The sequence below is a fragment of the Micromonospora sp. B006 genome, assembly GCF_003408515.1.
Taxonomy (GTDB): Bacteria; Actinomycetota; Actinomycetes; order Mycobacteriales; family Micromonosporaceae; genus Micromonospora; species Micromonospora echinospora_A.
This window is the reverse complement of the sequence record NZ_CP030865.1, coordinates 4592746-4614023: the sequence shown is the minus strand read 5'-3', so window position 1 is coordinate 4614023 and position 21278 is coordinate 4592746. Positions and strand designations below refer to the sequence as shown.

Sequence of the window (21278 nt, the reverse complement as noted above, 5' to 3'; positions counted from 1 at the left end):
GTCCGTACGGCCGGCTCCTGCGGGGAGAGCTGATGAACCGGGCCTATCTCAACAAGCTGTTCACCGTTGTGCTCGCCGGCGTGCTCGCCGGGCTGGTCCTGGCCGTCGCGGCGCTGCCGGCCGCGCTGGTCTTCGGGCTGGGCCTGAAGAACCTGATGCCGTACACCGCGCTGCCGGAGGCGCTCAAGGCGCCACAGCCGGCGCAGCGCTCCAACCTGTACGCCAGCGACGGCCGCACGCTCATCACCTCGTTCTACGTCGAGGACCGGGTGGACGTGCCGGTCGCCGAGGTGGCGCCGGTGATGCGCGAGGCCATCGTGGCCGCTGAGGACGTGCGCTTCTACGAGCACCACGGCGTCGACGTGCGCGGCGTCGCGCGGGCGTTCACCGCCAACCGCCGCGAGGGCACCCGTCAGGGCGCCTCCACGCTGACCATGCAGTACGTGCGCAACGCGCTGGCCGGGGACACCCGGCTGACCGAGGAGCAGCGCGCCGCCGCCACCGAGATCACCGTCGGCCGCAAGATCCGCGAGATGCGGTACGCGCTGACGCTGGAACGGCAGGTCGGCAAGGACGAGATCCTCGGGCGCTACCTGAACATCGCGTACTTCGGCGCCGGGGCGTACGGCATCGCCGCCGCCAGCAAGCGCTACTTCGCCACCACTCCGGACCGGCTCACGCTGGCCCAGGCCGCCCTGCTCGCCGGGCTGGTCCGGTCCCCGGCTGACGACCCGATCAACGGCGACGCCGACTCGGCGCTGCAACGGCGGGCGTACGTGCTGGACCGGATGGTGGAGACCGGCCGGGCGAGCGCGGCCGACGCCGAGGCGGCGAAGGCGACGGAGCTGGCCCTCAAGCCCAACACCACGCCGAACGACTGCGCCGCGGTGCCCGCCGACCACAACGACTGGGGCTTCTTCTGCGACTGGTTCACCCAGTGGTGGAACGCCCAGCCGGCGTTCGGCAAGTCCGTCGACGAGCGGCAGCGCACGCTGCGCCGCGGCGGCTGGTCGATCGTGTCCTCCCTCGACCCGGACGTGCAGGCCAAGGCGAGCGAGCAGGTGCGGGAGGTCTACCCGGAGACGATCGCGCGCGCCGCGCCGACCGCTGTGGTGCAACCGGGCACCGGACGGGTGCTGGCCATGGCGGTGAACCGCGCGTACGGCGTGGCCGCGAACCCGGACGGGCAGCAGAACTACCCGAACACGGTCAACCAGCTGGTGGCCGGCGGTGGCGGCATCACCGGCTACCAGGCGGGCTCGACGTTCAAGCTGTTCGCCCTGCTGGCCGCGCTGGAGTCCGGGCTGCCGCTGGACACCGTGTTCGACGCGCCGCGCGTCTACGTCACGCAGTACCCGGTCGGCGCCGGCCCGGCGAGCTGTGCCGGCCGGTGGTGCCCGGCGAACGCCAACACCTACTGGATGGACGGCGACCGGGACATGTGGGACGCGTTCGGCCGCTCGGTGAACACGTACTTCGCCTGGCTGACCGAGCGGGTCGGCGCGGACCGGGTGGTCGAGATGGCCCAGCGGCTGGGCATCGTGTTCCGCGCCCCGGCCGACGCACGGATGGCCCGCGACGGCGCCAAGAGCTGGGGGCCGTTCACGCTCGGCGTCTCCGCCACCACGCCGCTCGACCTGGCCGGGGCGTACGCCGCGGTGGCCGCCGAGGGCACCTGGTGCCGGCCCACGCCGGTCACCTCCATCACCGACCCGTCGGGCCGGAAGGTCGCCGCCGGGAACACCGACTGCCGGCAGGTGCTCGACACCGAGGTCGCCCGCGCGGCGGCCGACGCCAACCGCTGCCCGGTCGGCGACCAGTCCATGTACCGGCGTTGCGACGGCGGCACGGCCGAGGAGCTGGCCCCGGGCCTGCGCCGTCCGGTGGCCGGCAAGACCGGCAGCTCGGAGCGGAACGCCACGGAGACGGTCGTCGCGTTCACCCCGCAGCTCTCGGTGGCGACGATCGCCGCGAACCCGGACGACCCCCGGGACGCGGTCGGCGGCGGCGTGCAGAAGCGGCAGATCGCTGCGGTGGGCCGCATCCTCGCGTGGGCGCTGCGCGACGAGCCGGTACGCGACTTCGTCCCGCCCGGCCAGGCCGTCGCCTTCCAGCACACCAGCCCGCGCACCGGCGACTGAGAGTCAGCTCGTCGACCTGCCGTACCGCGCGACCATGGTTCGGACGGCTTCGTCGACGACCGCTGTCGTGCGGTCGGGGGTGACCGTCCAGTCCGGGAGGACCAGGCTCGGCCAGAGCAGGTAATTGGAGATCATCCCGAGGAACTGCGTGGCGGCCATCTCCGGGTCGGCGATGTCCGCGGCTCCCGCCTCGTGCTCGCTCACGAGGTAGATCCGGACGGACTCGAAGTACGGCAGTTTGCCCTGGGAGAAATGCGCTCTGGCCAGTTCGGGAAAGCGTGGCAGTTCGGCGATCACGATGCGGAACAGGTCGGTCATCTCCGGCCGGCGCAACAGCGTCGCGTAGTGCCGTCCGAGAACCGTCAAGCCGGCCGCCAGGTCACCGGCGGGCGGCACGTCGGCGATCTCGTTGCGGGCCCACGAGTCGATGACGATGGCGTCGAACAGTGCCGCTTTCGTCGGAAACTGCTTGAACAGCGTCGCCTTCGACACGCCGGCGTCGGCGGCGACGCGCGCCAGTGAGGCCCGGTCGTAGCCCAACTCCAGGAAGAGCTCGGTGGCGGCCTGCACGATCAGCGCGCGCTTCTCCTCCGCCACGCGCTGGTGATAGGCCGACGGCGCTGGGGTCATGCGGCCATCATAGCGAGGTGAGTGGGTTGACTCACCATTCGCGGGGGCGTAGCTTCGACATGGTGAGTCGCCTGACTCACCACCCGGTCCCGGGTTGTCGTCTCGCACCTACCGGAGGATCCGATGTCCCGCTTCGCCAATCAGACAGTTCTCGTGACCGGCGGCACCGGCGGGCAGGGGGCCAGCCACGTACGCGCCCTGCACGCCGAAGGCGCCAATGTCGTCATCGGCGCCACAAATGGCGAGCGTGGCGCCGACCTCGCCGCCGAGCTGGGACCCCGGGCACGGTTCGTCCGCCTGGACGTCTCCCGCGAGGAGTCGTGGGCCGCCGCCGTCGCGGAGACCGAGAAGGCATTCGGCGCGCTCACGATCCTGGTCAACAACGCCGGGGTGCAGAACCCGCCGGCCCTCATCGAGTCCACCGACGGGGCCACGTGGGCTCGCATCCTCGACGTCAACCTCACCGGCACGTTCCTCGGCATCAAGGCAGCCGCCCCGGCGCTGCGGCGAGCGGGGGGAGGAGCGATCGTCAACATCGGCTCCACCATGGGCTTGGGCGGCACCGCCTTCTACGCGCCCTACGTCGCCGGCAAGTGGGCGGTGCGTGGGCTCACCCGGACCGCCGCCCTTGAGCTGGGCCGCGACAACATCCGCGTCAACGCGATCCACCCGGGCGTGATCGAGACTCCGTTCATCACCGAGCCGGCGGCCGGCAGCGACGCCCCGATCGCCGACTTCTACTCGCCCGAGCCGTTCGCCGTCCCGCGACTCGGGCAGCCCGCCGACGTCACCGCGCTGCTGTTGTTCCTCACGTCGCCGGACGCGGCCTTCATCACCGGCGCCGAGTACGTCATCGACGGGGGACTGCTCCTCGGCCCCGCACTGCCGAGCGGCTCTCCTGCCTAACCGGCCGGGTGTTCGGCGCCCTTGGCGATGTTGCGGGCCATGCCGCCGAAGACGACGGCGTGGAACGGGGCCACCGAGGCCCAGTAGAGGTGGCCGGGCAAACCGCGCGGGAGGAACACGGCGCGCTGCACGTACCTGCTGCCGCCGTTGCCGTCCGGTTCGGCGCGCATCTCCAGCCAGGCCCGGCCGGGCAGCCGCATCTCGGCGCGCAGCCGCAGCAGCTCGCCCGGGACGATCTCCTCGACCCGCCAGAAGTCCAGCGCCTCGCCGACCTGGAGGCGGTGCGGGTCACGCCTGCCCCGGCGCAGCCCGACGCCGCCGATCAGCCGGTCCATCCAGCCGCGCACCGACCAGGCGAGCGGGAACGAGTACCAGCCGTTCTCGCCGCCGACGCCCTCGATGACCCGCCACAGCGCCTCCGGTGGCGCGTCCACCGCCCGCTCCCGCATGTCGGTGTAGGCGGTGCCACCGGACCAGCGCGGGTCCGACGGCAGCGGCTCGGCCGGCGCGTCCGGACCGCTCGCGTTCGACCAGCGCGTCTCCACCTGCGCGTCGCGCACCTTGGACAGCGCCAGCGCGACCGCCTGGTCGAAGCCGGTCAGCCCGTCGGGCGGGTCCGGCACGTACGCCGCGATGTCGTGCTCGTGCGCCACCGCCTCGTGCACCAGGCTCTCCACCAGCGGCCGGGCGATCGCGTTCGGCACCGGCGTGATCAGGCCGACCCAGTGCGAGGAGAGCGACGGGGTGAGCGGGCGCACCGGCAGGATGACCCGGGGACGCAGCCCGGCCACCCGGGCGTAGCGCTGCATCATCTCGGTGAACGTCAGCACGTCCGGGCCGCCGATGTCGAAGGCCCGGTTCACCTCCGCCGGCAGGCGCGCGCACCCGACGAGGTAGCGCAGCACGTCCCGGACCGCGATCGGCTGGATCCGGTTGCGTACCCAGCGCGGGGTGACCATCGCCGGCAGCCGCTCGGTCAGGTACCGCAGCATCTCGAACGAGGCCGAGCCGGATCCGATGATCACCGCGGCGCGCAGCACCGCTGTCGGCACGCCGCTGTCCAGCAGGATCCGCGCGACCTCCGCCCGGGAGCGCAGGTGCGCCGACGGCAGGCCGTCGCGCTCCGCCGGCTCCGGCCCGCCGAGGTACACGATCCGGCGTACGCCCGCGGCGCGCGCCGCCTCGGCGAAGTTGGTCGCCGCCTCCCGGTCGGCCGCCTCGAAGCCGCGCTGCCCGAGCGAGTGGACCAGGTAGTACGCGACCTCCACGCCCTCGAACGCGGACGGCAGCGTCTCCGGGCGGCGCAGGTCGCCCTCGACGATCTCCGCGTCGGCCGCCCAGGGCACGTCCCGCAGCCGCCCGGCCGTGCGGGCCAGGCAGCGTACGGTGTGCCCCTCGGCCAGCAGCCGGGGCGCGAGGCGCCCACCGATGTAGCCGGTCGCGCCGGTGACGAGGCATCTCACGGCCTCCAGTCTGCGGCTCCGTAGACTCCTTCGCTGTGGAGAACGCGAGGGACACCTTCTGGGGGCCGGACTTCCAGCAGCTCAGTACCGTCGACCCGGAGATCGCCGAGGTGGTGCTGGGGGAGCTGGACCGGCTGCGCGGCGGCCTGCAACTGATCGCCAGCGAGAACCTCACCTCGCCCGCGGTGCTGGCCGCGCTCGGCTCCACCCTCACCAACAAGTACGCCGAGGGCTACCCGGGCCGGCGCTACTACGGCGGCTGCGCCGAGGTGGACCGCGCCGAGGAGCTGGGCATCGCCCGGGCCAAGGACCTGTTCGGCGCCGAGCACGCCAACCTCCAGCCGCACTCCGGCGCGAGCGCCAACCTGGCCGCGTACGCCGCCCTGGCGCAGCCGGGCGACACGGTGCTGGCCATGGACCTGCCGCACGGCGGGCACCTGACCCACGGCAGCCGGGTGAACTTCTCCGGCAAGTGGTTCCACCCGGTCGGCTACACCGTCCGGCCGGACACCGAGACGATCGACTACGACGAGGTGCGCGACCTGGCCCGGGCGCACCGGCCGAAGCTGATCATCTGTGGCGCGACCGCGTACCCCCGGCTCATCGACTTCGCCCGGTTCCGCGAGATCGCCGACGAGGTCGGCGCGTACCTGATGGTGGACGCCGCCCACTTCGTCGGCCTGGTGGCCGGCGGCGCGATCCCGTCCCCGGTGCCGCACGCCGACGTGGTCACCGCGACCACCCACAAGGTGCTGCGCGGCCCGCGCGGCGGCATGATCCTGTGCCGGGAGCCGCTGGCCGCCCGGATCGACAAGGCGGTCTTCCCGTTCACCCAGGGCGGCCCGCTGATGCACGCCGTGGCGGCCAAGGCGGTCGCGCTGCGCGAGGCCGCGCAGCCGGAGTTCCGCACGTACGCCGCCCAGGTGGTGACGAACGCGCGGGCGCTCGCCGACGGCCTGGCCGCGGAGGACCTGCGGCCGGTCTCCGGCGGCACCGACACCCACCTGGCGCTGCTCGACCTGCGCGAGACGGGCGTGACCGGCGCCGAGGCCGAGGCCCGCTGCGAGGCCGCCGGCATCGCGCTCAACAAGAACGCCATCCCGTACGACCCGCAGCCGCCGCTCGTCGCCTCCGGCATCCGGGTGGGTACGCCGAGCGTGACCACCCAGGGCATGCGCGAGGGGGAGATGGGCCGGATCGCCGGGCTGATCGCGCGCGCGGTACGCACCGATCCCGGCGCTCCCGGTGGCGCCGACACGTTGGCCGGGGTGGCCCGCGAGGTCACCGAGCTGGTCGCCGCCTTCCCGGCGTACCCCCGATGACGGCGCCACGGGCGGGTGAGCCCGGCGCGATCCGGGCCCGGCTGAACCATCTGCGGCTACCGTTGCTGGCGTGCGCGGCACTCGCGGTGGTGGGGGTGCCGGCGGCGGCGTTGCTGCGCGGCGCGACCGGGGCAGCCGGCTTCGCGGCCGGGGTGGCGCTGGTGATCGTCAGCTACCTGATCTCCAGCCTCTCGGTGGCCTGGGCGGACGCCATCCACCCTCGGATGATCATGTCGGTGGGCCTGGTCACCTACGCCACCAAAATCGTGATCCTGGGCGTGGTGATGGCCGCCGTGGCGGCCACCGGCTGGCCTGGCCTGCCGGACATGGGCGTGGCGATCATCGCGGCCGTGGTGGTGTGGACCGGCGCCCACCTGACCTGGGCGATGAGGTCCCCGCTGCCTACCTTCCAGCGCCGCGACGACATCGAGTGACTTCGCCGAATTCTGTCCGGTACGGCGGGTGCCCTGACGGGCGCGACAGGAGTAACGTGGCGCCAGGTTGACGCGCCCGCAGTACGGCCCGCACGCTGTCCGCAGTGTGGGGGGTGCCGCACATCCCCGCGCGCCCCTGCTGATATTGTTCGCCACGTCATGGCCGATGACCCCCACTCCCGCAAGTCCGACGAGCACTCGTCGGAGGGTGTGGCAGGCGCCGTCGTGGGTTACCTGCTCGCCGGCATTCTGATGTGGGGTGGCCTCGGCTGGTTGGCGGAGCGGTTCCTCGGTCTGCCAGCCGGCATCGGGGTCGCCGTCGGCATGATGCTCGGCGCGGCCGGGGCGATCTACCTGATCATGAAGAGGCTCAGTGCCTGAGTTCCGGCACGCGCGGGTCTGTTGAGTGCGGAGGATGACACGGTGAGCGGACAGCTGGTCGTCGCCCAGGACCTTCCCTGGCCCCCCAGCGTCGGGGATTTCTACCCGCCGGACGTGGCCGGCCCCTGGGTCACCAAGTTCAGCATCATGATCTGGATCGCCGTCGCGCTGCTGATCATCTTCTTCGTGGCCGCGTACCGGAAGCCGAAGCTGGTGCCGGGCAAGGGACAGTGGGCCGCCGAGGCGGTCTACGGGCTGGTCCGGGACAACATCGCCCGTGAGCAGATGGGCAACGCGGGCATCCGCTTCGCGCCCTACCTCACCGTGCTGTTCAGCTTCATCCTGCTGACCAACATCTTCAGCATCGTGCCCGGCCTGCAGATCTCGCCGAACTCGCACATCGCGTTCCCGATCGTGCTCGCCGCCATCTCGTACGTCATGTACAACTACGTCGGCATCCGCAAGCACGGCCTCGGCAAGTACCTCAAGCAGAGCCTCATCCTGCCCGGCGTGCCGTGGCCGATGCACTTCCTGCTGATTCCGATCGAGTTCCTGCAGAACTTCGTCGTCCGCCCGGTCACCCTGGCACTGCGGCTCTTCGCCAACATGTTCGCCGGCCACCTGCTCCTGCTGGTCTTCACCGTCGGCGGCTTCGTGATGCTCGGGTCGAGCAGCGTCTTCGTCCAGGCGACCTCGGTCTTCTCCTTCGCGATGGCGATCGTGATGGCCTTCTTCGAGGCGCTGGTGGCGGTGCTGCAGGCATACGTCTTCGTCACGCTGAGCGCCAACTACATCGGCACGTCGCTGGCCGACGAGCACTGAGATCCGGCTCGGCGGGCACCCGGCCCGGCCAAGCATCTGGTACCGACCGCGTACACGTGAGCCCTCACGTGTGAACTAGGAGGAATACCCGCAATGAACGTTCTTGCCGAGATCGGTGGCAACGTCAACACCATCGGCTACGGCCTCGCCGCCATCGGCCCCGGTATCGGTGTGGCTCTGGTCTTCGCGGCCTACATCCAGTCGAGCGCCCGCCAGCCCGAGTCGGCCGGCTACAACCGCACCTGGCTGGTGCTGGGCTTCGCCCTGGTCGAGGCGCTGGCGCTGTTCGGCCTGGTGCTCGCCTTCGCCGTTAGCTGACGCGAGCTCTCCCGACCCGGAGGTCTGACATGTATCTCGCCGCCGAAGGCGCGCACAATCCGATCTTGCCGATCTGGCAGGAGATGGTCGTCGGAACGATCTCCTTCGCCCTGCTCGTCTTCGTCCTGCTGAAGTTCGTCATGCCCCGTATGGAGGCGATGTACCAGGCGCGGGTCGACGCGATCGAGGGTGGCATCAAGCGCGCCGAGGCGGCCCAGGCCGAGGCGAACCAGCTGCTCGAGCAGTACCGGGCCCAGCTCGCGGAGGCGCGTACCGACGCCGCCAAGATCCGCGACGACGCGCGGGCCGACGCCGACGGCATCCGGCAGGACATCCTCGCCAAGGCGCGTGAGGAGTCCGACCGGATCATCGCCGCCGGCAAGGAGCAGCTCGCCGCCGAGCGCGCCACCATCGTGCGCGAGCTGCGCACCGAGGTGGGCACCATCGCGGTGGACCTGGCCAGCAAGATCGTCGGTGAGTCGCTCGCCGACGAGGCGCGTCGCAAGGGCACCGTCGACCGGTTCCTGAGCGATCTCGAGAGCACGGGGGCCCGCTGATGCAGGCCGCCAGCCGGGAGTCGTACCGGGCCGGGGCCGAGCGCCTCGACGCGTACGTCCGCGGCGCGGAGCCGTCGGCGGTGGCCGCCACCGCCGACGACATCCTCTCCGTCGCCGCCCTGCTGCGGCGTGAGCCGCGGCTGCGCCGGGCGCTCTCCGACCCGGCCCGGACCGGCGCCGACCGGTCCGGCCTGCTCGGTGACATGCTGCGCGGCCGGATCGGCGCGGAAGCGCTCGACCTGCTCGCCACGCTGGTCTCCGGCCGCTGGTCGGTCCCGACCGAGCTGCTCGACGGTGTCGAGCGCCTCGGCGTGGAAGCGCTGCTCGCCAGCGCGGACCTGTCCGGAGACCTGGGCGAGGTGGAGGACGAGCTGTTCCGCTTCGGGCAGGTCGTCGGTGGTTCCGCCGAGCTGTCGAACGCGCTCTCCGACCCGATGGCCTCGGTCGAGCGCCGGGCCGAACTGGCCCGGCAGCTGCTCGCCGGCAAGGCCCAGCCGGTCACCGTCAGCCTCGTCGAGGCCGCGCTCGCCGGTTTCGGGGGACGCTCCTTCACCGGTGCGCTCACCCGGCTCGTCGAGCTGGCCGCCGACCGGCGGGACCGTCAGGTCGCGTACGTGACCGTGGCGGCCGCGCTGACCGAGGACGAGGAGCGACGCCTCGGTGCCCGCCTCTCGGAGATGTACGGTCGGGAGGTCTCCGTCAAGCAGACGGTCGACCCCGACGTGCTCGGCGGAGCGCGCGTACAGGTCGGCTCCGACCTGTACGACGGCACCGTCCTGCGCCGCATCAACGAGACCCGCAACGCGCTCGCGAAGCGCTGACCAGCGTCTTAGCAGCCCTGATTCGACGCCATCGGACCGGTCGGTACTAGGTATCCCGGGCCCCTGATACTTAAGGAAGCAGAGGATGGCCGAGCTGACCATCTCGACGGAGGAGATCCGCGGCGCCCTGGAGCGCTACGTCTCCTCCTACACGGCCGACGTCTCCCGCGAGGAGGTCGGCACCGTCGCCGACGCCGGCGACGGCATCGCCCACGTCGAGGGCCTCCCCTCGACCATGACCAACGAGCTCCTGGAGTTCGAGGACGGCACGCTCGGTGTGGCGCTGAACCTCGACGTCCGGGAGATCGGTGTCGTCGTCCTCGGTGACTTCGGCGGGATCGAAGAGGGTCAGCGCGTCAAGCGCACCGGCCGGGTGCTCTCCGTGCCGGTCGGTGACGCGTTCCTCGGCCGCGTGGTCAACGCGCTCGGCGAGCCCATCGACGGCATCGGTGACATCGCCAACGAGGGCTTCCGCGAGCTGGAACTCCAGGCCCCGAACGTGATGTCCCGCAAGTCGGTCGACGAGCCGCTGCAGACCGGCATCAAGGCCATCGACGCGATGACCCCGATCGGCCGCGGCCAGCGTCAGCTGATCATCGGCGACCGGAAGACCGGCAAGACCACCGTCGCGCTGGACACGATCCTCAACCAGCGCGAGAACTGGCGCTCCGGCGACCCGAAGAAGCAGGTCCGCTGCATCTACGTCGCGATCGGCCAGAAGGCCTCCACCATCGCCTCCATCAAGGGGACGCTGGAGGAGGCGGGCGCGATGGAGTACACCACCATCGTCGCCTCCCCGGCCTCCGACCCGGCCGGCTTCAAGTACCTCGCCCCGTACACCGGCTCGTCCATCGGGCAGCACTGGATGTACGGCGGCAAGCACGTCCTGATCGTCTTCGACGACCTGAGCAAGCAGGCCGAGGCGTACCGCGCCGTGTCGCTGCTGCTGCGCCGCCCGCCGGGCCGGGAGGCCTACCCGGGTGACGTCTTCTACCTGCACTCGCGTCTGCTGGAGCGCTGCGCCAAGCTCTCCGACGAGCTGGGTGGCGGCTCGATGACCGGCCTGCCGATCATCGAGACCAAGGCGAACGACATCTCGGCGTTCATCCCGACCAACGTCATCTCCATCACCGACGGCCAGATCTTCCTCGAGACCGACCTGTTCAACCAGGGCGTCCGGCCGGCCATCAACGTCGGCACCTCGGTCTCCCGGGTCGGTGGCGCCGCGCAGGTGAAGCCGATGAAGAAGGTCGCCGGCTCGCTGCGGCTGAACCTGGCCCAGTACCGCGAGCTGGAGGCGTTCGCCGCCTTCGCCTCCGACCTGGACCGGGCCTCCCGGGCCCAGCTGGACCGCGGTTCCCGGCTGGTCGAGCTGCTCAAGCAGCCGAACTACTCGCCGTACCCGGTGCAGGAGCAGGTCGTCTCCGTCTGGGCCGGCACCGAGGGCAAGCTGGACGACGTCCCGGTCGGCGAGGTCCGCCGCTTCGAGTCGGAGTTCCTGCAGTACCTGCGGCACAAGCACGAGGGCGTCCTGGCCTCGATCGCCGACCACAAGTGGGGCGACGACATCATCGCCTCGCTCGACTCGGCCATCGCCGAGTTCAAGCAGCTCTTCCTGGGCAAGGAGGACGAGGTCCGGATCAACGAGGCGCCGGCCAAGCCGCTGGAGGGTGAGCAGTCCCGCGAGACGGTGACCCGCCTGCGCGACGGCGCCGACCGCCCGGCCGAGAGCTGATCCGATGGCCGCCCAGGTACGCGTTCTCCGGCAGCGGATTCGTTCCGCCAAGGGGATGAAGAAGATCACCAAGGCGATGGAGCTCGTCGCGACGAGCCGCATCGCCAAGGCCCAGGCCAAGGTGGCGGCCTCGCTGCCGTACGCCGAGGCGATCACCGGCGTGCTGACGGCGCTGGCCTCGAACGCGCGGATCGACCACCCGCTGCTCACCCCGCGCGAGCGGGTGCGGCGGGCGGGCGTCCTGCTGGTGACCGCCGACCGGGGTCTGGCCGGTGGCTACAGCTCGAACGCGATCCGGACCGCCGAGTCGCTGATCGCCCGGCTGCGCGCCGACGGCAAGGAGCCGGTGCTCTACGTCATCGGCCGCAAGGGCGTGGCGTACTACCGGTTCCGCAGCCGGCAGATCGCCGGAAGCTGGACCGGCTTCTCGGAGCAGCCGACGTTCGCCGACGCCCGCGAGGTCGGTGACACGCTGATCAAGGCGTTCACCGCCGGCGCGGACGACGTGGACGGGGATGCCGGCGCCGACGGGATCCTCGGCGTGGACGAGTTGCACATCGTCTACACCGAGTTCAAGTCCCTGATGACGCAGAACCCGGTGACCCGGATCATCGGCCCGATGCAGGTCGAGGACCGGCCGCGGACCGAGGGCGCGCTGCCGGCGTACGAGTTCGAGCCGGAGCCGGAGTCGCTGCTCGACGCCCTGCTGCCGAAGTACATCAACACGCGGATCTTCGCGGCGTTGCTGGAGTCGGCGGCCAGCGAGTCGGCCGCCCGCCGGCGGGCGATGAAGAGCGCCACCGACAACGCCGAAGAGATGATCGAGAAGTACACGCGCGAGATGAACTCGGCCCGTCAGGCCGGGATCACCCAGGAGATCAGTGAGATCGTCGGCGGCGCGAACGCGCTGGCCGCGTCGGGAAGTGAAGTGTGATGACTGTATCCGCAGTTGAGACCAAGACGGCCACGGGTCGCGTGGTCCGGGTCATCGGCCCGGTCGTCGACGCCGAGTTCCCGCGCGACGCCATGCCGGAGCTGTTCAACGCTCTGCACGTCGATGTGACCCTCTCCGGTGGTGAGAAGACGCTGACCCTGGAGGTCGCCCAGCACCTGGGCGACAACCTGGTCCGCGCGATCTCGATGCAGCCGACCGACGGTCTGGTCCGCGGCACCGACGTGCGTGACACCGGGGCGCCGATCAGCGTGCCGGTGGGTGACGCGGTCAAGGGCCACGTCTTCAACGCGATCGGCGAGTGCCTCAACCTCACCGAGGGCGAGACGATCGAGGCCGACGACCGGTGGGGCATCCACCGCAAGGCCCCGGCCTTCGCGGACCTGGAGCCGAAGACCGAGATGCTGGAGACCGGCATCAAGGTCATCGACCTGCTCGCCCCGTACGTCAAGGGCGGCAAGATCGGCCTGTTCGGCGGCGCCGGCGTGGGCAAGACGGTGCTCATCCAGGAGATGATCACCCGGGTGGCCCGGAACTTCGGTGGTACCTCGGTCTTCGCCGGCGTGGGTGAGCGCACCCGCGAGGGCAACGACCTCATCGCCGAGATGACCGAGTCCGGCGTCATCGACAAGACCGCGCTCGTCTACGGCCAGATGGACGAGCCGCCGGGCACCCGTCTGCGGGTCGCGCTCTCCGCGCTCACCATGGCGGAGTACTTCCGTGACGTGAAGAAGCAGGAGGTGCTGCTCTTCATCGACAACATCTTCCGCTTCACCCAGGCCGGTTCCGAGGTGTCCACGCTGCTCGGCCGTATGCCGAGCGCCGTGGGTTACCAGCCGACCCTGGCCGACGAGATGGGCCAGCTCCAGGAGCGGATCACCTCCGTCCGGGGCCAGGCCATCACCTCGATGCAGGCGATCTACGTGCCCGCCGACGACTACACCGACCCGGCGCCGGCCACCACGTTCGCCCACCTCGACGCGACCACCAACCTGGAGCGGTCGATCTCCGACAAGGGCATCTACCCGGCCGTGGACCCGCTGGCGTCCTCGTCCCGGATTCTCGCCCCGGAGTTCGTCGGCGAGGAGCACTTCGCCGTCGCCACCGAGGTGAAGCGGATCCTGCAGCGCTACAAGGACCTGCAGGACATCATCGCCATCCTCGGTATCGAGGAGCTCTCCGAGGAGGACAAGCTCACCGTCGGCCGCGCCCGCCGGATCGAGCGGTTCCTCTCGCAGAACACGTACGCGGCGGAGCAGTTCACCGGCGTGCCCGGCTCGACGGTCCCGATCGCCGAGACCATCGACGCCTTCCGCCGGATCAGCGAGGGGGAGTTCGACCACTTCCCGGAGCAGGCGTTCTTCATGTGCGGCGGCCTGGAAGACCTCAAGGCCAAGGCCAAGGAGCTGATGGGTGAGGAGGGCTGAGAGCCCGCTCACACAAGCGAGGGCCGTCCCGGCGAAAGCCGGGGCGGCCCTCGCCGTTTCGGGCCGCTGCACTATCAGATGCCCGGTTCTCCGGCAAGCGGTTCGCCGGATCGCGCGGTACCGTTCCTGACACGACTTCACATCCCGGCCGTTGATCTCTGCAACCAAACGGACCCCCGCGCCCGTCTCCTACCCGTGGGCGCGACGATTGGAGATGCTCGTGGGCGGTAAGGGCGGCACTGACCGCGGCAAGCGGTCCCGATGGCGCGGCGTGCCCCGGTGGGCCCGCGTCTGCACGATCCTGGGCATCGTCATGCTGGTGCTCAGCGGCTCCGTGCTGATCGGCTCCCGCGCCCTGGTCGCCCGCTACGAGGGATCGGTTGGCAAGGCTGACCTCTTCGGCGACCAGGCCGCCGGCGCCAACGAGAAGAAGAGCGACATCAAGGGCCCGCTCAACATCCTGCTCGTCGGCGTCGACCCGCGTACGTCGACCGCCCGGCCGCTCGCCGACTCGATCATGGTGCTGCACGTGCCCGCCAGCATGGACCGGGGCTACCTCTTCTCGCTCCCGCGCGACCTGCGGGTGGACATCCCGGCCTTCTCCAAGGCCGACTACTCCGGCGGCAACGACCGCCTCAACGCCGCCATGTCGCACGGCAGCAACGTGCCGGGGCAGAACCCCAGCACCGCGCAGGGCTTCGAACTGCTCGCCAAGACCGTGCAGGACGTCACCGGCATCAAGCGCTTCGACGCCGGCGCGATCATCAACTTCAGCGGCTTCAAGAAGATCGTCGACGCCATGGGCGGCGTCGACATGTACATCGAGCGGGAGGTGCGCTCCGAACACCTCCAGCCGGACGGCACGCCCCGCCAACTCCGGCCCGGTGGCGGCGGCTACCTCGGACCGCAGGCGGTGTACAAGAAGGGCAACGCCCACCTCGAAGGCTGGCAGGCGCTGGACTACGTCCGGCAGCGCTACCCGAAGAACGGCGTGCCCGACGGCGACTACGGCCGGCAGCGGCACCAGCAGCAGTTCGTCAAGGCGATGGCGAGCCAGGCGTTCAGCGCCGACGTGGTGACCAACCCGGTCAAGCTCGACCGGGTGCTGCGGGCCGCCGGCAAGTCGCTGGTCTTCAACGGGCGCGGCAACAGCGTGGTGGACTTCGGGCTGGCGCTCAAGGACATCCGCCCCAACGCGATCGAGACGATCAAGCTGCCGGGCGACTCGATCGGCACCGGCAACGCGTACCGGGGCGAGCAGCTGCTCGAACCGGCGGAGGACTTCTTCACCGCTCTGCGTACCGAACAGCTCGACGCTTTCCTCCTGGAGCACCCCGACTTCATTCAGAAGACCAAGTAGCCTGAGCGGGTGCGGGGCCGTGGTGGTCCGGCTCTCACCACCCGCGTTGGGTGGGCCGCGGGGGCGCGACTAGACTTTCGGCAATCCGCCGCCGCAGCAAGGAGACAGCGTGGCACAGCAGCTTCACGTCGAGCTCGTAGCCGTCGAGGAGAAGGTCTGGACCGGCGAGGCCGAAATGGTCGTCGCACGGACGACCGAGGGTGAGCTCGGTGTGCTGCCGGGGCACGCACCGCTGCTCGGCCAGCTCGCGGAGCCCAGCCAGGTACGCATCAAGCAGGCCGGTGGCCAGCAGGTCGTCTACGACGTACCCGGCGGCTTCCTGTCGGTGACCGGCGAGGGCGTCACGGTGCTCGCCGAGAGCGCGACCCCCGCCACCCCGGCCCGCTGAGCCGACCCGCCGATGGAGATCGTCGAAGGGTTCGGAATCGGCGTAGCGGTAATCGTCGTCGGCATTCTGATCCTCTTCATCCGGCGGGCACTGTTCACCCGTAGCGGTGGCACCATCCGGCTGAGCGTCCGCGTCTCCACGATCCTCGACGGTCGTGGCTGGTCGCCAGGGTTCGGTCGCTTCGTCGGCGACGAACTCCGCTGGTACCGCATGTTCAGCTTCGCGCTGCGCCCCAAGCGGGTGCTCTCCCGCGAAGGGCTGGCGGTCGAGCGACGTCGGCTGCCCGAGGGCCAGGAGCGCATGTCGATGCCCGCCGAGTGGGTGATCCTGCGCTGTACCAGCCACCACGCGCCGATCGAGATCGCCATGGCGCGTTCCACGGTCACCGGATTCCTGTCCTGGCTCGAGGCCGCCCCACCCGGGGCGGTCTCGCCGCGTCTGGCCTCCCAGGACTGGCCCGCCGCCTGACCTCGGCCGTGGGTTCGCATGTCGCCCTCGGTTCGTGGCTCCCCGGCCCTCGGCCGCTTGATCGACTCCACCTCGCCGAGGTGGCGGTATCGCAGCGCCTCGGATACGCCCACTTCCCCGAAGTGGCGGCGCCCCCACACACCTTGGCCGGGCAGGGCTTGAGCCGTGCCCGGCCCTTGTTCCTCGGCTGGATCCGGCACCCGGGTCGCCCAGTCCGGCTGCCCGCGCACGACAGCCCTCACCTGGCCATCGATCTTGGAGTTGTGGCGCCTACGATGCCCGTTTGACGAGGTATGCGAGGCGCCACAACTCCAAGATCGCCGAGGCCCCACGAGTTCGGGACGAGTTGCCGCCCCATCTAGCTCCTGATGCCCCGCGCGATCTTGCACTTGAGTGCCTCATAAACCCGGCGAATCGGGTGCTCCGAGGGCTCAAAGTGCAAGATCGCAGCTGTGGCCTGTGGCCTGTGGCCTGTGGCCTGTGGCCTGTGGCCTGTGGCCTGTGGCGGGGCGGGCGCCTCGGGTCAGCCCGCTCCGAGAGCGTCGATCATGAACTTAGCGGCACCCGGTGTCGGTTATGTCGCTGCCAACCTCATGATCAACGCTGTGGTGGGTGCCTGGGGAGGGCTCCGTCGGGGGTGATCAAGGAGTTTGTGTCCTCGTGGACGGAAAAGGCCGCAAACTCCTTGATCACGGGCGCAGAGCGAGGTGCCCGGACTGGGCTCGGTGAAGGTTCGGCGTGTGTGGGATGGATGTCCGGTTCGGGGGTGGCCGGCGGCAGTCTCGTGGTGGAATCGCTGGCGGGTGCGGGGCGTTGTAACTAGGTGAACGACCGAGCAAGGCCGCGCCCCCAGGGCGGCGGCGCCGGGTATGGGAACAGCCCCCGGTTGCCGATCGTTGGGTCCGGTTCCGGCGGCGTGAGCCGCGGGAATCATCGCGCCCGGCCGGTCGTTGAACCTGGTTCCGACGACGTGAACCCGCGCCGCTTGCCGGTGGCGTGAGGCGCCCGGGAATGACGCCGGGTCGCGGGTCGTTGGACATGCTTCCGGCGCCGCGTAGAGGCCCCCCGCCCCCGCGAGCAGCCGAACTCTCGAAGACTTTGTTGAGTGCCTGACGGTGCTCGTACCCGCGCCGAACCCCCTGTCGGTGTGGGCGTCGATCCCCCGAATGGAGCCCCCATCATGAACACGATTCTGCGTAAGAGCATCCTGGGTATTGCTGGTCTGGCTTTCACCGGTGGCGTGTTCGCCGGCCCGGTCGCCGCCCACGCGGCCGACACCACCACCGCCAGCGTCAAGCCGGTGAGCGTGAGCGTGCAGGGTGACAAGCTGATCCCGCACGGCGTGCAGGGCAACCAGTCCCGCATCGACCTCAACGACGAGCAGACCAAGAACGTCAAGGCGATCATCGCGGCCACGAAGAAGGCCGGCATGGACGAACGCGCCGCCGTCGTGTCCATCGCCACCGCGCTGCAGGAGTCGAAGCTGGAGAACCTCGGCCACCTCGGTGACCGCAACGACCACGACTCGCAGGGCCTGTTCCAGCAGCGCCCCTCCTCCGGCTGGGGCACGGTCGAGCAGATCACCGACCCCGAATACTCCACCACCGCGTTCCTGAAGGGTCTGAAGCAGGTTGACGGCTGGCAGGACATGCCGCTGACCAAGGCCGCCCAGACCGTCCAGGTCTCCGCCTACCCGGACCACTACGCCCAGTGGGAGCAGCAGGCCGCCGACCTCGTCGCCCAGCACTGGAACAAGTAAGACCAACAAGTTAGGACGCAGCGAAAGGCCGGCACCCCGAACAACGGGGTGCCGGCCTTTCACGTCTGCGCGACCAGCTCGACCTCGTACCCCTGCCCGTCGGTGAGGTAGGCGGCGTAGGTGTCCGGGCCGCCCGCGTGCGGGTGCCGGTCCGGGAACAGCAGCGTCCAGCCGTACCCCGGGGCGGTGGCTACCAGGCGCTCGACGGCGGCCGGCGGGCCGGCGTGGAAGGCCAGGTGGTTCAAGCCGGGCGCGCACCTGTCGTGGGTGCGGCCGGTGAGCGCCGGTGACTCCTCCAGCACGAGGTAGGTCGCGCCGAGACGCCAGGAGCGGCCGGCGGGCCAGCCCTGGTACTGCGTCCAGCCCAACTCGCCGAGAAGCCAGCCCCAGGAACGACTGGCCGCCGCGAGATCGGGTACCCACACCTCCACGTGATGGAGGCCGCCGATGGTCAGCGCTTCCCGCCCGGAACCCATAGCACGTCGCCGTCCGGATTTGCCGTTCTTGACAGGATAAAGAGCAAATCGGAGAGCCGGTTGAGATACTTTGCCGGCAGAGGGCTGGTCCGATCGGGGTCGTGTGCGACCAGCGCCCATGCCGCACGCTCGGCGCGCCGGGCGGTCGTCCGTGCCACGTGCAGCAGTGCCGCGCCCGCGGTGCCGCCGGGGAGGATGAAGGAGTCGAGCTTGCTCAGGCGCGCGTTGTACTCGTCGCACCAGCCCTCGAGGCGCTCGACGTACTCCTCGGTCACCCGCAGCGGCGGGTACTTCGGGTCCGGCTCCACCGGTGTCGCCAGGTCCGCACCGACGTCGAACATGTCGTTCTGCACGGACTCCAGCACGGCTCGCAGCTCGTCCGAGAGCTGCCCCAGGGCGAGCGCGACGCCGACCGAGGCGTTGCACTCGTCCACGTCCGCGTACGCGGCGATGCGCGGATCGGTCTTCGGCACCTGCTCGTTGTTGCTCAGCCTGGTCATGCCGGCGTCGCCGGCCTTGGTGTAGATGCGCGTGAGGTGGACGGCCATGACGCACAGCCTACGGATACCGGAACTGACGATCCCGGCCCGGCCGAGCCCGGTAGGGCCAGGGGACGCGGGAGATCCGGCCCTCAACGACGTCGACGTCATCCGGGTACGCGGTGACGCCCGGCTCGCCGGCGCCGTGCACGTGGTGGGTGCGAAGAACTCCGCGCTGAAGCTGATGGCCGCCGCGTTGCTCGCGCCCGGCCGCAGCCTGATCACCAACGTGCCCCGGATCACCGACATCGCGATCATGGGCGAGGTGCTGCGGCGGCTCGGCTGCGGCGTACGTTTCGGCCCGGACGACCCGGTCGACCCGATGGTGGCCCACGGCGGTGTGGAGCGGTCCCGCTCGGTGCTCATCGACGTGCCGGAGCGGCCGGGCGCGGAGGCCGACTACGACCTGGTGCGGCGGCTGCGCGCGTCGATCTGCGTGCTCGGTCCGCTGCTGGCCCGCCGGGGGTACGTCCGGGTGGCCCACCCGGGCGGCGACGCGATCGGCTCGCGCGGCCTGGACATGCACATCGCCGGGCTGGCCCGGATGGGCGCGGAGATCTCCGGTGAGCACGGCTTCGTCATCGCCGAGGCGCCGGACGGGCTGCACGGCGCGGACATCGTGCTGGACTTCCCGAGCGTGGGCGCGACCGAGAACCTGGTGATGGCGGCGGTGCTGGCGCGGGGCGCCACGACGATCGACAACGCGGCCCGGGAGCCGGAGATCGTCGACATCTGCACAATGCTGACCCGGATGGGCGCGCGGATCGAAGGGGCCGGCACGTCGACGCTGCACATCGTCGGCGTACCCGAGTTGCGGCCGGTCCGGCACGCCACGGTGGGGGACCGGATCGTGGCTGGGACGTGGGCGTTCGCCGCCGCGATGACCCGCGGCGACGTGACGGTGACCGGCCTGGACCCGGCGTACCTGGAGGTCGCGCTGGACAAGCTGGTCGCGGCCGGCGGCCTGGTCGAGACCCGGGGCGACGCCTTCCGGGTACGGATGGACGACCGCCCCCGGGCGGTGGACGTGGTGACGCTGCCGTACCCGGGTTTCGCCACCGACCTGCTGCCGATGGCGATCGGGTTGGCGGCGGTGAGCGAGGGCGGCTCGCTGATCACCGAGAACATCTTCGACGGCCGGTTCATGTTCGCCAACGAGATGATGCGGCTCGGCGCGGAGATCCGTACCGACGGCCACCACGCGCTGGTGTGCGGCCGGGAGCGGCTGTCCGGCGCCCCGGTACGCGCGACGGACATCCGGGCCGGCGCCGGTCTGATCATCGCCGGGCTCTGCGCGGACGGGCTGACCGAGGTCTCGCACGTGCACCACGTCGACCGGGGCTACCCGGACTTCGTGGCGGACCTGCGGGCGCTCGGAGTCGAGGTGGAACGCGGCACCGCGCCGGAGGAGCCGGACCTGGCCATCTGACAGCCGGTGCTTATCCGTCGTTAAGTAGGGTTCTGGCAGACGTTGCAGAACACGGCGAGGGAGAAGCAGATGGCGGGTCGACTCGCGGTCGTCGGTGCCGGGCTGATGGGCTCGGGCATCGCCCAGGTGGCGGCGCAGGCGGGCTGGCAGGTGACGCTGCGCGACATCGACGACGCGGCCACGAAGCGCGGTGTGGACGGCATCCGGAAGTCGCTGACGAAGTTCGCCGAGAAGGGCAAGATCGAGGCGTCCGACGTCGAGGCGACGCTGGGCCGGATCACCCCGACCACCGACCTGGAGGCGGCCGCCGACGCGGACATCGTGGTCGAGGCGGTCTTCGAGAAGATCGAGATCAAGCACGAGGTGTTCCGCGCGCTCGACAAGATCTGCAAGGCGGACGCGGTGCTGGCCACCAACACCTCGGCCATCCCGGTGACCCAGATCGCCACCGCCACCGAGCGCCCGGAGTCGGTCGTCGGCACGCACTTCTTCTCGCCGGTGCCGATGATGAAGCTCTGCGAGCTGGTACGCGGCTACAAGACCAGCGACGCGACGATGGACACCGTCAAGTCGTTCGCCGAGGAGATCGGCAAGACGGTGGTGGTGGTGAACCGGGACATCGCCGGTTTCGTCACCACCCGGCTGATCTGCGCGCTGGCGATGGAGGCGGTCAAGCTCGTCGAGTCCGGCGTGATCTCCGCCGAGGACCTGGACACCGCCTGCAAGCTGGGCTTCGGCCACGCCATGGGCCCGCTGGCCACCGTCGACCTGACCGGCGTGGACGTGCTCCTGAACGCGACCCGCAACATCTACACCGACACCGCCGACGAGAAGTTCTTCCCGCCGGAGCTGCTCCAGCGCATGGCCACGGCCGGCGACCTGGGCCGCAAGACCGGCCAGGGCTTCTACTCGTACTGACCGGGCCGTCCCGCCCCCGGCCCGCGCGGCCG

The 21278-nt window shown here is 70.6% G+C and carries 22 protein-coding genes; 18 read left to right on the top strand and 4 right to left on the bottom strand.

Features of this window, described 5'->3' with window-relative positions; all coding sequences use genetic code 11:
• Positions 1 to 32: 32 nt before the first annotated feature.
• Positions 33 to 2141 (top strand): transglycosylase domain-containing protein, encoded by a 2109-nt coding sequence (locus tag MicB006_RS20685; RefSeq protein WP_116508315.1) that lies wholly within the window; start codon positions 33 to 35, stop codon positions 2139 to 2141.
• A 3-nt stretch (positions 2142 to 2144) separates the two neighbouring features.
• Here MicB006_RS20685 and MicB006_RS20680 read toward each other — a convergent pair whose 3' ends face one another.
• The gene (locus MicB006_RS20680; RefSeq protein WP_116508313.1) at positions 2145 to 2771 is read right to left on the bottom strand and encodes a TetR/AcrR family transcriptional regulator; all 627 of its coding nucleotides are present in this window, start codon (positions 2769 to 2771) and stop codon (positions 2145 to 2147) included.
• A gap of 123 nt (positions 2772 to 2894) precedes the next feature.
• Here MicB006_RS20680 and MicB006_RS20675 point away from each other — a divergent pair, with 123 nt between their 5' ends.
• A complete protein-coding gene (locus MicB006_RS20675; RefSeq protein ID WP_116508311.1) occupies positions 2895 to 3677 on the top strand; it encodes an SDR family NAD(P)-dependent oxidoreductase in 783 nt (260 codons plus the stop codon).
• On the opposite strand, the gene MicB006_RS20670 is transcribed toward MicB006_RS20675, so the two are convergent.
• On the bottom strand, positions 3674 to 5140 hold the full coding sequence (locus MicB006_RS20670; protein WP_116508309.1) for an SDR family oxidoreductase: 1467 nt from the start codon (positions 5138 to 5140) through the stop codon (positions 3674 to 3676). The genes MicB006_RS20675 and MicB006_RS20670 overlap by 4 nt on opposite strands.
• Before the next feature lie 35 nt (positions 5141 to 5175).
• Here MicB006_RS20670 and glyA point away from each other — a divergent pair, with 35 nt between their 5' ends.
• The 14 genes from glyA to MicB006_RS20600 all read left to right on the top strand — a co-directional run bounded on the left by glyA (position 5176) and on the right by MicB006_RS20600 (position 17884).
• Entirely contained in the window at positions 5176 to 6462 is a 1287-nt protein-coding gene (glyA, locus tag MicB006_RS20665; RefSeq protein ID WP_116508307.1) for a serine hydroxymethyltransferase, read from the top strand.
• Entirely contained in the window at positions 6459 to 6896 is a 438-nt protein-coding gene (locus MicB006_RS20660; protein WP_116508305.1) for a hypothetical protein, read from the top strand. The genes glyA and MicB006_RS20660 overlap by 4 nt, the downstream gene beginning before the upstream one ends.
• Positions 6897 to 7055: 159 nt before the next feature.
• A complete protein-coding gene (locus MicB006_RS20655) occupies positions 7056 to 7277 on the top strand; it encodes a hypothetical protein (protein ID WP_073828663.1) in 222 nt (73 codons plus the stop codon).
• 42 nt (positions 7278 to 7319) lie between these two features.
• On the top strand, positions 7320 to 8099 hold the full coding sequence (atpB, locus tag MicB006_RS20650) for a F0F1 ATP synthase subunit A (RefSeq protein WP_073828662.1): 780 nt from the start codon (positions 7320 to 7322) through the stop codon (positions 8097 to 8099).
• A 93-nt stretch (positions 8100 to 8192) separates the two neighbouring features.
• Positions 8193 to 8417, top strand: a complete 225-nt coding sequence (atpE, locus tag MicB006_RS20645; protein WP_018789141.1) for an ATP synthase F0 subunit C — start codon at positions 8193 to 8195, stop codon at positions 8415 to 8417.
• A 29-nt stretch (positions 8418 to 8446) separates the two neighbouring features.
• A complete protein-coding gene (locus MicB006_RS20640; protein ID WP_018789140.1) occupies positions 8447 to 8974 on the top strand; it encodes a F0F1 ATP synthase subunit B in 528 nt (175 codons plus the stop codon).
• A complete protein-coding gene (locus MicB006_RS20635; protein ID WP_116508304.1) occupies positions 8974 to 9795 on the top strand; it encodes a F0F1 ATP synthase subunit delta in 822 nt (273 codons plus the stop codon). The genes MicB006_RS20640 and MicB006_RS20635 overlap by 1 nt, the downstream gene beginning before the upstream one ends.
• A gap of 85 nt (positions 9796 to 9880) precedes the next feature.
• Entirely contained in the window at positions 9881 to 11530 is a 1650-nt protein-coding gene (gene atpA / locus MicB006_RS20630) for a F0F1 ATP synthase subunit alpha (protein ID WP_116508302.1), read from the top strand.
• A 4-nt stretch (positions 11531 to 11534) separates the two neighbouring features.
• Positions 11535 to 12464, top strand: coding sequence for a F0F1 ATP synthase subunit gamma (locus tag MicB006_RS20625; RefSeq protein WP_030504728.1), 930 nt, complete (start codon positions 11535 to 11537; stop codon positions 12462 to 12464).
• Positions 12464 to 13909, top strand: coding sequence for a F0F1 ATP synthase subunit beta (gene atpD / locus MicB006_RS20620; RefSeq protein WP_116508300.1), 1446 nt, complete (start codon positions 12464 to 12466; stop codon positions 13907 to 13909). Before MicB006_RS20625 ends, atpD begins: the two co-directional genes overlap by 1 nt.
• 214 nt (positions 13910 to 14123) lie before the next feature.
• Positions 14124 to 15269, top strand: coding sequence for an LCP family protein (locus MicB006_RS20615; protein ID WP_116508298.1), 1146 nt, complete (start codon positions 14124 to 14126; stop codon positions 15267 to 15269).
• 109 nt (positions 15270 to 15378) lie between these two features.
• Positions 15379 to 15657, top strand: a complete 279-nt coding sequence (locus tag MicB006_RS20610) for a F0F1 ATP synthase subunit epsilon (RefSeq protein WP_073828657.1) — start codon at positions 15379 to 15381, stop codon at positions 15655 to 15657.
• A gap of 12 nt (positions 15658 to 15669) precedes the next feature.
• Positions 15670 to 16125, top strand: a complete 456-nt coding sequence (locus tag MicB006_RS20605; RefSeq protein WP_073828656.1) for a DUF2550 domain-containing protein — start codon at positions 15670 to 15672, stop codon at positions 16123 to 16125.
• Positions 16126 to 17305: 1180 nt separating this feature from the next.
• Positions 17306 to 17884: a hypothetical protein gene (locus MicB006_RS20600; protein ID WP_116508296.1), complete on the top strand. Its 579-nt coding sequence runs from the start codon at positions 17306 to 17308 to the stop codon at positions 17882 to 17884.
• A gap of 59 nt (positions 17885 to 17943) precedes the next feature.
• On the opposite strand, the gene MicB006_RS20595 is transcribed toward MicB006_RS20600, so the two are convergent.
• A complete protein-coding gene (locus MicB006_RS20595; protein ID WP_116508294.1) occupies positions 17944 to 18360 on the bottom strand; it encodes a VOC family protein in 417 nt (138 codons plus the stop codon).
• A complete protein-coding gene (locus MicB006_RS20590) occupies positions 18336 to 18908 on the bottom strand; it encodes a cob(I)yrinic acid a,c-diamide adenosyltransferase (protein WP_116508292.1) in 573 nt (190 codons plus the stop codon). Before MicB006_RS20590 ends, MicB006_RS20595 begins: the two co-directional genes overlap by 25 nt.
• On the opposite strand from MicB006_RS20590, the gene murA reads away from it, so the two are divergent.
• Positions 18907 to 20328 carry a UDP-N-acetylglucosamine 1-carboxyvinyltransferase gene (murA, locus tag MicB006_RS20585; protein ID WP_116508290.1) on the top strand — a complete coding sequence of 474 codons (1422 nt, stop codon included), beginning with the start codon at positions 18907 to 18909 and terminating at the stop codon, positions 20326 to 20328. The two genes, MicB006_RS20590 and murA, sit on opposite strands and share 2 nt — an antisense overlap.
• Before the next feature lie 69 nt (positions 20329 to 20397).
• Positions 20398 to 21246 carry a 3-hydroxyacyl-CoA dehydrogenase family protein gene (locus MicB006_RS20580; RefSeq protein ID WP_013475365.1) on the top strand — a complete coding sequence of 283 codons (849 nt, stop codon included), beginning with the start codon at positions 20398 to 20400 and terminating at the stop codon, positions 21244 to 21246.
• Positions 21247 to 21278 lie beyond the last annotated feature (32 nt).